A 13,274-nucleotide genomic window follows, 5' to 3' on the forward strand; every position below is an offset into this window, starting at 1 on the left:
CACCCTCGGCTGGTAGCGCCAGCGGGCGCTACAGGCTGCCCGTGCGGTGGAGGTCCTCTGCCATGCCGGCGCCGTCGGGGGAGTACACCCACGGCACGCCGCTGGTTTTGCCACGCTCCTCGGACTTCGAGCGGCCACCCGCGAGCACTGCCTCACTCGTCGACAGCTGGCGGATGGCCACCGCGCGCACGTTGTCCGGGTGGTGCTCAACGAAGGTTCCGTAGGTGTCCTCGTCGTGCTGGCCGTCGTCGCCGATGAGCAGCCACTTGACGTCGGGAAACTCCAGGGCGAGGCGCTCGAGCGACGCCTTCTTGTGCTCCTTGCCGCTGCGGAACCAGCGGTCGTGCGTCGGCCCCCAGTCGGTCAACAGCAGGGCGCCCGACGGGTAAAGGTTGCGCGACAGAAAGCGCGAGAGGGTGGATGCCACGTTCCAGGCGCCCGTCGAGAGGTAGATGACCGGCGCACCGGGGTGATCGCGCGTGAGTCGCTCGTAGAGCACGGCCATGCCGGCTACCGGGCGCCGCGCGTGCTCATCGAGCACGAAGGTGTTCCACGCGGCGAGCATCGGGCGGGGAAGCGCGGTGACCATCACGGTGTCGTCGATGTCGGAGACGATGCCGAAGTCGACGGCGGAATCCACGATGAATACCGGTGCCTCGGCGACGGGCGACGCCTCGGTGCGGAGGGTGATCGTGTGCCAGCCGGGAGTCAGCGTCGCCTCGATGCGGGTGTCGACGACGCCGCCGCGGTCGGCACGCACGCTGTGCTCGACGCCGTCGACCGTGACGATGACCTCGACGTCGTCGATCGGCACGCTGGTGAAGCTGCGCCAGCCCCGGATGTTGCGGTAGCCGACCTCGTCGGGCGAACTGGGGCGGATGACGGAATCCGGCTTGATGAGCAGCACGCGGCACAGCACGCGCACCCAGCCGTCTCCTCCGTACCCGGTGAACGGGATGACCGTGGCGGTGAGTCCGCGCTTTCGGGCCCGCTTCTCGCGGAACTCATGAAAGGTGTCTTCCATGCGCGCCGCGAAGTGGATGATCGGCTCGGCTGCTGTCGCAGGGGATACCGCCTTGGATTTACGCGCCATGCCGGCAAGTCTTTCACGGCGGTAGGGGACAACCTGCGCGACCGCCGCATCGAGCAGAACTCCGGTTATCCACACGCCGACGTAAATCTGTGGGAGGGACCCAAAAAGACTATAATTCTCTTCGTGTTGACCCGCTGGAAAGGACAAACATGTCATCTCTCATTGACGGTGAATCGACCGGGGTGACGACCGTCCTTCGCAACGAACCCGTGCAGGCGAGAAGCGCTGCCCGACTGACGTCGCTCCTCGACGCTACCGCGAGCGTCGTCGCCGAAATCGGCTACGAACGCCTGACCACGGCCATGATCGCCGAGCGCGCCGGGTCGTCTATCGGCACCGTGTACCGCTATTTTCCCGACCGCCTCGCGGTGCTCAACGCGCTGACCGCGCGCTCGCTCGCCCGGTTCATGACCGAGGGCGTTCCCCGCATCGACTCGCCGGAGAACACCACCTGGCTCGACGCCATCGACGTGACGCTCGACTACTGGGTCGACGCATTCCTGTCCGAGCCCGGATTCGCATCGCTGCGGTTCGGCGACGTGCTCGACCTGCGGCCGCGACCGGAGGGGCAGACCAACAACGGCCTCGTCGCCTCGGCGGTCGTCTCGGTGCTGACCACCCGCCACGGCATGGAATCCGACGGCGACCTGCAGTTCCACATCGAGGTCGCCCTCGAGCTGTGCGACGCGGCAGTGGCCAGGGGTTTCGCGCTCGACCCCAAGGGCGACGACCGGTTCACGACCGCGGGCCTCACGACGGCGAAGAACTACCTGATCGACTTCTACGGAGACCCGCGGGTCACGAAGTAGGGCGGTCCGGCAGGTCTTCTGCCTGCTGTTGCTCGAGGAGCTCATCCTCGGCCCGCTGGTCGATGACGGGCACGGCGTCGGCGCGCTCGCGCATGTGGCGTGCCTCCACGCGGTGCAGCAGTTTCTTGGTGGCCAGAACGATCAGGGCGAACCCGACGATGATGCCCACGAAGACGTACCCGGCGCCGTGCAACTGGTCGGAGAGCTCCCGGTAGGTGCCCGCGGCCGCCGTGCCGACCGAGACATATGCGAACGCCCACAGGATGCAGGCGGGCGTCGTCCAGGCCATGAAGGTGCGGTAGCGCATCGCGCTCATGCCGACGGTCAGCGGAATGAGCGAGTGCAGCACCGGAAGGAACCGGCTCACGAACACCGCGATGCCGCCCCGGCGATCGAGGTAGTTCTCGGCGCGCACCCAGTTGCGTTCGCCCACCCGGGCGCCGAGGCGGCTGGCGCGGATCTTGGGCCCGAAGTACCGCCCGAGCGCGAAACCGATGCTCTCGCCGCACAGGGCACCGATGATGACCGCGACCACCAGCCCGAAGTACTCGACCGGGTTCTCGACACCGGTCGCCGCGACGATGACGATCGAGTCCCCCGGCACGACCAGCCCCACGAGCACCGACGTCTCGAGCAGGATGCCGACTCCCGCCAGGATCGTCCTCAGCACGGGATCGACGTCTTGTACGACGCCGAGGAGCCAGGAGAGTACGTCGTTCACGCGTCGAGGGTACCGATCGGTCGTGACAATCCGCCGAATCGCCTGCGCCACAGCGCCAGCCGCCCCGGCTCCTGCGCCACCAGCGGGCCATTCGCCCACGCGGTGACGATGCGAATGCCGTGCAGCGCGTTGAGCGCCCAGATCTCGAGTCCCTCGAGGTCGGCGGGGCGGGCGAGCTCCTCGCGCACCTCGACGCCGAGCGCCGAGGCGACGGTGGTGAGGGTCTTCGCGGTCACGCTGTCCACCCGCGGCAACGAGGGGTCGGGAACGCACAGGGCGTCGCCCCGCCACCACGCGAGTGCGCAGTAAGCGCCCTCGACCACGAGGCCGTCGGGTGAGAGCAGCACCGCGTCATCCATGCCGCGCTCCTGGGCCGCACGGCGCAGCACGCCCAGTCGCTCGAGGTCGGGACCCTTGACGGTGGGCGAGGAGCGCGGGTCCGGCCCGTCGTGGGTGACCAGCCGAATGGAGGTCGAACGCGGGGGCGCGGGGCGGAGGGTGAACCTGAGCGGGGAGTCGCCGGTGACCAGGTCGACCCGGGGAAACCAGTCGCCGGTGCGCGGGATCGCCGCGATGGCGGCGCTCCAGAACGCGTCTGTCTCGTCGGAGCCTGGCTGGGCGGTGCCTGACCAGGCAGCACCCGCGGCGGCGGCCTCGACCCCGGCCATGAACCGCGCTCGGTGCAGGTCGATGGCGAGCGTGGAGCCGTCGGAGACGAGCCAGGAGTCCGCGACGAGCACCTGTCCGGATCGCGCATCGCGCAGGTGCGGGGCGGCGTGCTCGACGAGTTCGCCGTCAACCCATCGATAGCCTTGCGACGTCGGGGGAGCGGCGGGACTCATATTCTTAGGGTATGCGCGAACGTGTACTGCGTCATCGCGTGGACGGGTGGCTGGATGCCGAGGCGGTGTTTACCGCCCTGTATGCCGGCGACGCCCGGGCGTTCTGGCTCGACAGCGGTATCGCGGCCATCACCGGCATGAGCTACCTGGGCAGCGCGACGGTCGCGGCGACGGCCGATGCGACGCGGGGCACCGTCACCGTGACGCCGGGCGGGCGGGTCGAGGTCGTGCCGATGCTGGAGTTCCTCGGCAGGGCCCCCCGGTTGCCCGTGGGAGAGGTGGGCGGCGCACTCGGCTGGGTCGGCTGGTTCGGGTACGGCATGCGGCGTCAGACCATGGCGGGACACCCTGGCGGGGAGGCGGATGGGCCAGGGGGTGGGCCCGGGGGTGTGCCGGTGGCTCGTGCTGGAAACGCAGAAGCCACGCAGCCCGACGCCGCGTTCCTCTGGGTCGACCGGCTCGTCGCCATCGACCATGCCAGAGGCACCGTGGAGCTGTGCGCGCTCGCCGCGGAGTGGACGCTGGAGCTGGTCGCGTGGCGCGATGACACGGTCGCCCGGCTCGATGCCGTGCGGCAGGCGGCATCCACTGGTCTGATGCCGGTCGGCGAGCCGGCACCCGCTCCGACCGCCCCCGCCGCCGCCCCCGTCGCCACCGCGACCTGGCACGACACCGACGAGGGCTATCTCGCGAGCATCGCGGCCTGCCAGCGCGCCATCCGCGACGGGGAGGCCTACCAGCTGTGCCTCACCACCGAGGTCACCGTCACCCCGGCCGCGGGCTCGCACCCCGACCCCGTCGCCAGCTACCTCGCGCTGCGTCGCGAGAGCCCGACCCACCACGGCGGCATGTTGCGCATCGACGACGTCACCCTGCTCAGCGCCTCGCCCGAGACCTTCCTCACGGTCAGCCGCGACGGCGTGGTCGAGACCCGCCCGATCAAGGGCACCCGCCCGCGCGGCGACACCCCGCACCGTGACACCGAGCTGCGCGCGGAGCTCGCGGGCGACGACAAGGAACGCGCCGAGAACCTGATGATCGTCGACCTGATGCGCAACGACCTCGGCCGGGTCGCCGAACTCGGGTCGGTCACCGTCCCGCAGCTGCTCGCGGTCGAGACGTACGCGCAGGTGCACCAGCTGGTGAGCACCGTGCGGGCCCGCCTCGCGCCGGGGTTGCGGGCGATGGATGCCGTCGCGGCATGCTTTCCCGCGGGGTCGATGACCGGTGCACCCAAGCTGCGCGCCACCGAGATCGTGGCGGAGCTCGAGGGCAGGGAGCGCGGACTCTACGCCGGCGCGTTCGGCTACCTCGGGGCCGACGGCAGCGCCGACCTCGCGATGACCATCCGCAGCATCGTGATCGACGCGCGCGGCATCACGGTCGGGGCGGGCGGGGGCATCACGGCGCTCAGCGTGCCGGCGCTGGAGCTCGCCGAGGTGAAGCTCAAGGCCGGGGCGCTGCTGCGCGTGCTCGGGGTCGCGGGGGAGCGCTAGGGCCTACCGGCCGCCGTTCTCACTGGGAGTCCTGCTTCTCCAGCAACTCGGCGAGTTCGTCGAGCCGGGAATTCCACCCCGACGCGTGCTCGTCGAGTTCTGCCGTCATCACCTCGTGGTCGGGGTAGGCATCGGCGAAACCGGTCTCGACCACCGACAGCTGCGTTCCGCCGCGCATCTCCTCGAGGGTGAACCGCACGAGCGTCGAATTCTGCGCGGTGACAGCCAGGTCGCTGGGTCCCCAACGAAACGCGAACACCGACGGCTCGTCGACCTCGTCGACGAGGATCGCACAGGTGCCGCGATCGTCCCAGGTGATCGAACCTCCGGCACCCGGCTCCAGCGCGTCGATGGTGGCGGAGTCGCCGAACCACTCGGCGATGAGATCTGGCTGGGTAATGGTCTCCCACACCCGGTCGACCGGGGCCAGGATGACGAGCGTACGGTCGATCGCCGCGGCGGCGTAGTCCACGACGGCGATGGTGGGGTCGGTGGTCATGAGGTACTCGATTCGGGTGGGGTACTGGCAGGGCAGATCGGTGCCACGGTGTCCTGGCGGCAACGCGGTGGGTGCGCATCCATGGTCGCACCGACACGAGGTCGGTGCATGTGACGGGGTGCGCAGCATCCACCCCCTCGCTCTTTAGTAGCCTTGACTGGGCTCACGCCGCCCACACCCTCCCCGCACCGAATGAGAACCCATGGCACACGAGCACGACCGCGCTGAGCGAGAGGAGTTCGACGTCGTCGCGCTCCAAGAGAAGTGGCTCGCCCGGTGGGACGAACTGAAGCCATTCGCCTCGAGCGACCCCGATGACAAGCGCCCGCGCAAGTACATCCTCGACATGTTCCCGTACCCCTCCGGCGACCTGCACATGGGCCACGCCGAGGCATACGCGCTCGGCGACGTGATCGCCAGGTACTGGCGCCAGCAGGGCTTCAACGTGCTGCACCCCATCGGCTGGGACTCCTTCGGCCTGCCCGCCGAGAACGCCGCCATCAAGCGCGGCATCGACCCCCGCGGGTGGACCTACGACAACATCGACCAGCAGAAGCGCACCATGCGGCGCTATGCCGCGTCGTTCGACTGGGATCGCGTGCTGCACACCAGCGACCCCGAGTACTACAAGTGGAACCAGTGGCTGTTCCTCAAGATGTTCGAGAAGGGCCTCGCCTACCGCAAGGACAGCTGGGTCAATTGGGATCCGGTGGACCAGACCGTGCTGGCCAACGAGCAGGTGCTCGCCGACGGCACGTCGGAGCGCAGCGGCGCCGTGGTCGTCAAGAAGCAGCTCACCCAGTGGTACCTCAAGATCACCGACTACGCGGACCGCCTGCTCGACGACCTCAACCAGCTCGAGGGCACCTGGCCGAGCAAGGTGCTCGCCATGCAGCGCAACTGGATCGGCCGCTCCATCGGCGCCGACGTCGACTTCGTCATCGAGGGCCGCGAAGCCCCGGTGACCGTGTTCACCACCCGGCCGGACACGCTGCACGGCGTTACCTTCATGGTCGTCGCCCCCGACTCCGAACTGGCCGCCGAGCTGGTCGCCACCGCGAGCCCCGAGGTCGGCGCACGCTTCGCCGAGTACCTGACCGGCGTGCAGAAGACCAGCGAGATCGACCGGCAGGATGCCACGCGCGAGAAGACCGGCGTCTTCCTCGAGCGCTACGCCATCAACCCCATCAACGGGGAACGCCTGCCGATCTGGGCGGGCGACTACGTGCTCTCGGACTACGGAACCGGCGCGATCATGGCCGTGCCTGCGCACGACCAGCGCGACCTCGACTTCGCCCGCAAGTACGACCTCCCGGTGCGCGTCGTGCTCGACACCAACGCGACCGTCACCGGGGCGATCCCGGTGATTCCGCTCGACGACGAGGGCGTTCCGTACCTGCCGGACGACGTGCCGGAGCTCGACCCGGCTACCACGGGCGTCGCCCTCCCCGGCGAGGGACGCATGATCAACTCCGGTCCGCTCGACGGCCTGAGCAAGTCGAACGCGATCAAGCGCATCACCGAGATGCTCACCGCCGCGGGAACCGGCCGCGCCGCGCGCAATTACCGGCTGCGCGACTGGCTGATCAGCCGCCAGCGCTACTGGGGCACCCCGATCCCGATCATCCACGGCGCCGACGGCGAGCTCATCCCGGTGCCGGAGGACCAGCTGCCCGTGCTGCTGCCCCCCACCGACGGGCTCGACCTCAAGCCGAAGGGGTCGTCGCCTTTGGGTGCCGCGACCGACTGGGTGAACGTCAAGAACCCGCTGACCGGCGAGCCCGCGAAGCGCGACGCCGACACGATGGACACCTTCGTCGACAGCTCGTGGTACTTCCTGAGGTTCCTCAACCCCACCGACGACACCAGGGCGTTCGATCCGAAGGAGGCCGACAAGTGGGCCCCCGTCGACCAGTACGTCGGCGGCGTGACGCACGCGATCCTGCACCTGCTGTACGCCCGGTTCATCACCAAGGTGCTCTACGACCTCGGCTACGTCGGCTTCACCGAGCCGTTCAGCGCACTGCTCAACCAGGGCATGGTGCTGATGGATGGCTCGGCCATGAGCAAGAGCAAGGGCAACTTGGTTCGGCTCAGCGACCAGCTCGACGAGCACGGCGTCGATGCCATCCGCCTCACCATGGCATTCGCCGGCCCGCCGGAAGACGACATCGACTGGGCCGACGTATCGCCCGCGGCATCGCGCAAGTTCCTCGCCCGCGCCTGGCGCCTGTCGGGAGACGTGACCAGCAGCCCCGACATCGACTGGAAGACCGGCGACCTGGCACTGCGCCGCGCGACGCACCGGTTCCTCGCCGAAGCGCCCGCGCTCGTCGAGTCGTTCAAGTTCAACGTCGTCGTGGCCCGCATCATGGATCTCGTCAACTCCACCCGCAAGGCCATCGACAGTGGCCCAGGCGGGGGAGATGCCGCGGTGCGTGAGGCGACCGAGACCATCGCCCTGGCACTGAGCCTGTTCGCCCCGTACACGGCAGAAGAGATGTGGGAGAAGCTCGGCTACCCCGCACCCGTCGCGCAGTTCGGCTGGCGCAAGGCCAACCCGGTGCTGCTCGTCGAGGAGTCGGTCACCGCGGTCATCCAGGTCAACGGCAAGGTGCGCGACCGCCTCGAGGTCAGCCCGAAGATCGAAAAGGCAGAGCTCGAGAAGCTCGCCATGGCGTCTGCCGCGGTGCAGCGGGCCATCGGCGAGAAGGAGATCGCGGCCGTGATCGTGCGGGCGCCCCGACTCGTCAACGTTGCGCTGAAGGGCTAGTCAGTGGGCTGGCGGTAGCTCCAGCCGGATCAACGGCCGTTCGCGAGGGTCTCGCGGGCGGCCGTTCGCGGTGTCGCGGGGCGCTGCCTGCACCGCGCTCTCCGCACGGCCCGGCCTTCGCGGCGCTGCGTGCACGGCCCTGCCTACTCGGCACTGCACGCCCGGCCCTCCCTGCACGGCCAGACACCGGCCGGCGCACCCACACGCGACGACGGTGCACGCCCGCCGCTCCCGCACGCGTGCCTAGGGTGCGGGCATGGAGTCGCCGCCCGATCGCATCGTGGGCGGCGCGAGGGGCGGCGGCACAGGCGGCGCCCGCGTGCGGGTGGGAATCGGCGCGGTGGTGGTGCTCGTGCTGGTCGGCCTCGCGGTGGCCGTGCTCGTCGCGATGCTCGGCCAGTCCGGAACCACCCGCGTCGTCGCGCCATCCGGGCCGCCGGCACCGACGGCAGGGGGTTCCGCCGGCCTCGATCCTGGTAGCGCCCTAGCCGACCCGGGATCGGCGGCCGCGGGTGCGGGCGCGGGGATCTTCGTGCACCTGCTCGGCGCGGTGAACCGGCCGGGACTCTACGAGCTGCGCGCCGGTGACCGCGCGATCGACGCCGTCGCCGCCGCCGGCGGGTTCACCGCCGAGGCAGACCAGGCGCAGCTCAACCTCGCGCGGCTGCTCACCGACGGCGAGCAGATCTACGTTCCCGTGATCGGGGAGGTGCCGGCCGCTCCGCCGGGTGCCGGTGGCGGCGCGGGTGCAGCAGGCACCGCGGGCGGTGTTCCCGGCAAGGTGAACCTCAACACGGCCGACGAGGCGGCGCTCGACACCCTGCCGGGCGTCGGACCGGCCACCGCCCGCGCCATCCTCGAGTGGCGGGAGGCCAACGGACGGTTCACCGCCGTCGAGGACCTCCTCGCGGTCAGCGGTATCGGGGACAAGACCTTCGCCGACCTGAAGGACCTGGTGACGGTATGAGTGCCCCAGGGGTCACGCGCCGCGTCGACCTTCGCCTCGCGATTCCGGCTGCCTGCGCGTGGGTGGCCGCCGCCGTCATGATCGCGTGGCGGGATGCTGCTGCGCCCGCCGCGGTCGTCGCGTGGGCCGGCACGGTCACGGCGACGGCGGTGGTCGCTGTTCCCGCGGTGCGACGTGCGGAGCAGCGAGGTGCGGGGCCGCGGCGTGCGGGACGGCAGCGCGCGGGACGGCACCGTCCCGCACGCGCCTGGGTCGCCGTGGTCGCGCTGTCGCTCGCGGCGGCATCCGTGGTGCTCACCGCCGTGGCTGTCGCGGCACCGGACCGGCGGCCGGCGCGCATGGCGGAGGCGGCAGCATCCGGCCGCTATATCGAGGTCGAGGCGACGACGACCCAGACGGTGCTCGCCGGCACCGGATCGTTCGCGGTCACCGTGACCCGCGTGACGGTCGGCGACGAGACGCTGTCGGTGTCGGTGCCGGCCAGGGTGTTCGGGGCGGCGACCGACGACGACATCGGCATCGGGGCGGTCATCGCGGTGAACGGCACCGTCGCGGCGACCGAGGCGGCAGACGACATCGCTTTCCTGCTGTTCCCGACCGGGCCTCCCCGGCTCCTCCAGGGCCCGCCACCGGCGCTCGACTGGGCCAACGCGCTGCGGTCCACCTTTCGCGCGCAGGCCGCGACGCTGCCGGGCGACGGTGGTGCGCTGCTCCCGGGCCTCGCGATCGGCGACACCAGTGCCGTGAGCGAGGAGCTTGACACCGCGATGAAGGACTCGGCGCTCAGCCACCTCACCGCCGTCTCGGGTGCCAACTGCGCGATCGTGATCGGCCTCGTCATGCTCGCCGGCGGTGCGGCGGGCATTCCCCGCGGGTGGCGCATCGCCCTGTCGGTGCTCGTGCTCGGCGGGTTCGTGCTCATCGTCACTCCCGAACCCAGCGTGCTGCGCGCTTCGGTGATGGCGGTGCTCGTGCTCGCGACCCTCGGGTCGGGGCGGCCGACGCGGGGCATCCCGGTGCTGTCGCTGGCGGTGATCGGCCTGCTCGCGTTCGACCCGTGGCTCGCCCGCAGCTACGGCTTCGTGCTGTCGGTGCTCGCGACCGCTGGCCTGCTGGTGCTCGCCGGCCCTCTCACCCGCGGTATCGCGCGGTGGATGCCGACGCCGGTCGCGGCGATGATCGCCATTCCGCTAGCTGCCCAGCTGGCCTGCCAGCCGGTGCTCGTGCTGCTCGCGCCGACCATTCCCGTTTACGGGGTGCTCGCCAATGTGCTGGCTGCACCGGCCGCACCGGTCGCGACCGTGCTCGGACTCGTCGCGTGCGTCACGCTGCCGTGGCTTCCCGCGCTGCCGGGCGTCGTGGCGTTCGTCGCCTGGCTGCCGGCGAGCTGGATCGCGGGGGTGGCGACGTTCTTCGGTCCGCTACCGGGCGCGCGCCTCGCGTGGCCGGAGGGGTGGCCGGGCGCGCTGCTGGCCGCGGCCGCGACCGTGCTCGGCCTGCTGGCCACGGTGGGGGCCGGGCTCGTGGGCCCGCGGGTGCGCATCGTGGTCGTGGCCACCCTGGCGGTGGGCGTGGTGGTCGCGCTCGGCATCGCGGCGGGATCCGCCTGGCGCATCGCGGCTACCCGCCCGGCCGACTGGCAGTACGCGCAGTGCGACGTCGGGCAGGGCGACGCCGTGCTGGTGCGCAGCGCGGGCCGAACGGCGCTCGTCGACACCGGCCCCGACCCACCACTGCTGCAGTCGTGCCTCGACACCCTCGGCATCGGTCGCATCGACCTGCTCGTGCTCACCCACTTCGACCTCGACCACGTCGGGGGCAGCAGCGCCGTGGTCGGCATGGTCGACCGGGTGCTCGTCGGGCCGGCCGACGACGCCGCAGCCGAGGCCGTGAAGCGCGACCTCGCCGACGGCGGCGCCGAGGTGACGCAGGTCAGCCGGGGCGCGACCGGGGCGCTGGGCGAACTGCGCTGGAGCGTGCTGTGGCCCACCGACCCGCTGCGCGGCGTCGAACCGGGCAACGCCGCGAGCATCACCCTGCAGTTCGAGGGAGCGGGAGGATGCGCGGGTGGATGCCTCAGCGCCCTGCTGCTCGGAGACCTCGGGCAGCCCTCCCAATCTGCCCTCCTCGCGACTACCCCGGTCGGCGGGAGCGACATCGTCAAGGTCGCCCATCACGGGTCGGCCGACCAGGAACCCCGCCTGTACCGGAGGGTCGCGGCGACGATCGGGCTGATCGGGGTCGGCGCAGACAACGACTACGGGCATCCGACGGCGACCGCGCTCGACATGCTCGCCGCCGCCGGAACCGCCGCGCTGCGCAGCGACGAGAACGGCATCGTGCTGGTCGCGCCGGGGCCGGGTGGTTCGGCGGGCGGCGACGCGCTCACCGTCTGGACCGAGCGCACGGGCGAGGGCGGCAGCCGGGAGGACGCCGCCGACAGTGGCCGCCGTTAGGCTTGCAGGAGCGAATGGAGCACACCGGTGGCAACCAGAACGTCGGCGCGGTCGACCACGAGAACGGCGTCCAAGACGGCGTCCAAGACCGCACCCGCCATTCCCCAGCTGGAGTGGCACCGCGTGCGGCCCGCCCCCGTCGTGCTGGTCACCGGCCCGGAGCAGTACCTCGCCGATCGGGCGAGCGAGCTGCTGCGCGACACCCTGCGGGCAGAAGACCCGAGCCTCGAGGTCAGCGACATCGACGCCGGCTCCTACGCGCCGGGTGAACTGCTCACCCTCGCCAGCCCGTCGCTGTTCGGCGAGCCCCGCCTCATCCGCGTCGGCGCCGTCGAGAAGGGCACCGACCAGTTCTACGCCGACCTGCTCGGCTACCTCGAGAACCCGGCAGACGACGCCTACGTGCTGCTTCGGCACGGCGGGGGAGTGCGCGGCAAGAAGCTGCTCGAGGCCATCCGCGCCGGGCAGGGCGGAGGCATCGAGGTGCTGTGCCCCGAGGTCAAGAAAGACACCGAACGCTACGACTTCGCGGCCTCCGAGTTCTCGGCGCAGCACCGGCGGGTCACCTCGGGGGCGCTGCGCGCCCTGGTATCGGCATTCTCGGGCGACCTCGCCGAGCTGGCCGCCGCCTGTCGGCAGTTGCTCTCCGACTCCACCGAGGAGATCACCGAAGAGACGGTCGACCGCTACTACGCGGGGCGGGTGGAGCGCACCGCGTTCCAGGTCGCCGATATCGCCATCGCCGGCCGCTACGGCGAGGCGCTGATGATGCTGCGGCACGCGCTCGCATCCGGGGCCGACCCGGTGCCGATCGTCGCGGTGTTCGCCATGAAGGTGCGCGCGATGGCCAAGGTCTCCGGTCGCCGGGGCGGTTCCGCCCAGCTGGCATCGCAGCTCTCGATGGCGCCATGGCAGGTCGACAACGCGCGGCGCGACGCCCGCGGGTGGGACGACGACGGCATCGGTCGCTGCATCGACGTTCTCGCCGAGACGGATGCCGCGGTCAAGGGCGGCGGGCGCGACCCGGTCTACGCCCTCGAACGCATGGTGTCGGTCATCAGTTCGCGCGGCACGTCCCAGTACTGAATGGGGCGCCGCGGCATCCATCGACCTTGGATTCTGGCACCACGACGAAGCCCCCGTCCACTGCACGAATGCAGTGGACGGGGGCTTCGGACAATCTGGCTGGCTACAGACTGGCTGGCTCTAGAGAGCTGCGACCTGCTTGGCGATGGCCGACTTGCGGTTCGCGACCTGGTTCTTGTGCAGCACGCCCTTGCTGGCGGCCTTGTCGAGCTTCTTCGAGGCGACGATCAGGGCGGCAGACGCGGTGGCGGCGTCGCCGGTCGCGATGGCCTCGCGGGTCAGGCGCACAGCGGTCTTGACCTCGCTCTTGACGGCCTTGTTGCGCTCCTGCGACTTCTTGTTGGTGCCGATGCGCTTGATCTGCGACTTGATGTTTGCCACTGGTGACTTCCTGTCGTGTCTAACTGGTGTGTACGGAAACGTGCGGGGTATTGATGCTGGGGTGACACGTCGGAGTGCGTCGCGATCCGGGTCGTACCTCGGACAACTGAGGACGCATGACGGCCAACCAGCAACAATACCAGCCGGTGAC

Annotated in this window: 11 protein-coding genes; 6 read left to right on the forward strand and 5 right to left on the reverse strand. The window is 70.6% G+C overall.

Annotated features, from left to right (window positions below; translation table 11 throughout):
* Positions 1–28: 28 nt before the first annotated feature.
* Entirely contained in the window at positions 29–1,093 is a 1,065-nt protein-coding gene (locus G5S38_RS03600; protein ID WP_165064398.1) for an App1 family protein, read from the reverse strand.
* Positions 1,094–1,242: 149 nt separating this feature from the next.
* Between G5S38_RS03600 and G5S38_RS03605 the strand changes: the two genes are divergently transcribed.
* Positions 1,243–1,902, forward strand: a complete 660-nt coding sequence (locus tag G5S38_RS03605) for a TetR/AcrR family transcriptional regulator (RefSeq protein WP_165064400.1) — start codon at positions 1,243–1,245, stop codon at positions 1,900–1,902.
* On the opposite strand, the gene G5S38_RS03610 is transcribed toward G5S38_RS03605, so the two are convergent.
* A complete protein-coding gene (locus G5S38_RS03610; protein ID WP_165064402.1) occupies positions 1,892–2,623 on the reverse strand; it encodes a DedA family protein in 732 nt (243 codons plus the stop codon). The genes G5S38_RS03605 and G5S38_RS03610 overlap by 11 nt on opposite strands.
* Positions 2,620–3,465, reverse strand: coding sequence for an aminotransferase class IV (locus G5S38_RS03615; RefSeq protein ID WP_165064404.1), 846 nt, complete (start codon positions 3,463–3,465; stop codon positions 2,620–2,622). Before G5S38_RS03615 ends, G5S38_RS03610 begins: the two co-directional genes overlap by 4 nt.
* Positions 3,466–3,476: 11 nt before the next feature.
* On the opposite strand from G5S38_RS03615, the gene G5S38_RS03620 reads away from it, so the two are divergent.
* A complete protein-coding gene (locus G5S38_RS03620; RefSeq protein ID WP_165064406.1) occupies positions 3,477–4,961 on the forward strand; it encodes an anthranilate synthase component I family protein in 1,485 nt (494 codons plus the stop codon).
* A 19-nt stretch (positions 4,962–4,980) separates the two neighbouring features.
* On the opposite strand, the gene G5S38_RS03625 is transcribed toward G5S38_RS03620, so the two are convergent.
* Positions 4,981–5,460 carry an SRPBCC domain-containing protein gene (locus G5S38_RS03625; RefSeq protein WP_165064408.1) on the reverse strand — a complete coding sequence of 160 codons (480 nt, stop codon included), beginning with the start codon at positions 5,458–5,460 and terminating at the stop codon, positions 4,981–4,983.
* A gap of 202 nt (positions 5,461–5,662) precedes the next feature.
* Here G5S38_RS03625 and leuS point away from each other — a divergent pair, with 202 nt between their 5' ends.
* From leuS to holA, 4 genes are all read left to right on the forward strand, one after another.
* Complete coding sequence (gene leuS, locus G5S38_RS03630) at positions 5,663–8,233, forward strand: leucine--tRNA ligase (RefSeq protein ID WP_165064410.1); 2,571 nt, start codon at positions 5,663–5,665, stop codon at positions 8,231–8,233.
* Between the two features lie 256 nt (positions 8,234–8,489).
* The gene (locus G5S38_RS03635; protein WP_165064413.1) at positions 8,490–9,200 is read left to right on the forward strand and encodes a helix-hairpin-helix domain-containing protein; all 711 of its coding nucleotides are present in this window, start codon (positions 8,490–8,492) and stop codon (positions 9,198–9,200) included.
* On the forward strand, positions 9,197–11,656 hold the full coding sequence (locus G5S38_RS03640) for a ComEC/Rec2 family competence protein (RefSeq protein ID WP_165064415.1): 2,460 nt from the start codon (positions 9,197–9,199) through the stop codon (positions 11,654–11,656). Before G5S38_RS03635 ends, G5S38_RS03640 begins: the two co-directional genes overlap by 4 nt.
* A 27-nt stretch (positions 11,657–11,683) precedes the next feature.
* On the forward strand, positions 11,684–12,742 hold the full coding sequence (holA, locus tag G5S38_RS03645; protein ID WP_165064417.1) for a DNA polymerase III subunit delta: 1,059 nt from the start codon (positions 11,684–11,686) through the stop codon (positions 12,740–12,742).
* A 120-nt stretch (positions 12,743–12,862) separates the two neighbouring features.
* Here holA and rpsT read toward each other — a convergent pair whose 3' ends face one another.
* Positions 12,863–13,123, reverse strand: coding sequence for a 30S ribosomal protein S20 (gene rpsT / locus G5S38_RS03650; protein WP_165064419.1), 261 nt, complete (start codon positions 13,121–13,123; stop codon positions 12,863–12,865).
* Positions 13,124–13,274: the final 151 nt, after the last annotated feature.

Origin of the sequence: Marisediminicola senii (assembly GCF_011057645.1) — a bacterium.
In the GTDB taxonomy this organism is placed as follows: Bacteria; Actinomycetota; Actinomycetes; order Actinomycetales; family Microbacteriaceae; genus Marisediminicola; species Marisediminicola senii.

Coding starts and splice junctions, on each gene's coding strand:
- G5S38_RS03600 (WP_165064398.1), bottom strand. CDS start 1,093: ATGGCGCGTAAATCCAAGGCGGTATCCCCTGCGACAGCAGCCGAGCCG.
- G5S38_RS03605 (WP_165064400.1), top strand. CDS start 1,243: ATGTCATCTCTCATTGACGGTGAATCGACCGGGGTGACGACCGTCCTT.
- G5S38_RS03615 (WP_165064404.1), bottom strand. CDS start 3,465: ATGAGTCCCGCCGCTCCCCCGACGTCGCAAGGCTATCGATGGGTTGAC.
- G5S38_RS03620 (WP_165064406.1), top strand. CDS start 3,477: ATGCGCGAACGTGTACTGCGTCATCGCGTGGACGGGTGGCTGGATGCC.
- G5S38_RS03625 (WP_165064408.1), bottom strand. CDS start 5,460: ATGACCACCGACCCCACCATCGCCGTCGTGGACTACGCCGCCGCGGCG.
- leuS (WP_165064410.1), top strand. CDS start 5,663: ATGGCACACGAGCACGACCGCGCTGAGCGAGAGGAGTTCGACGTCGTC.
- G5S38_RS03635 (WP_165064413.1), top strand. CDS start 8,490: ATGGAGTCGCCGCCCGATCGCATCGTGGGCGGCGCGAGGGGCGGCGGC.
- G5S38_RS03640 (WP_165064415.1), top strand. CDS start 9,197: ATGAGTGCCCCAGGGGTCACGCGCCGCGTCGACCTTCGCCTCGCGATT.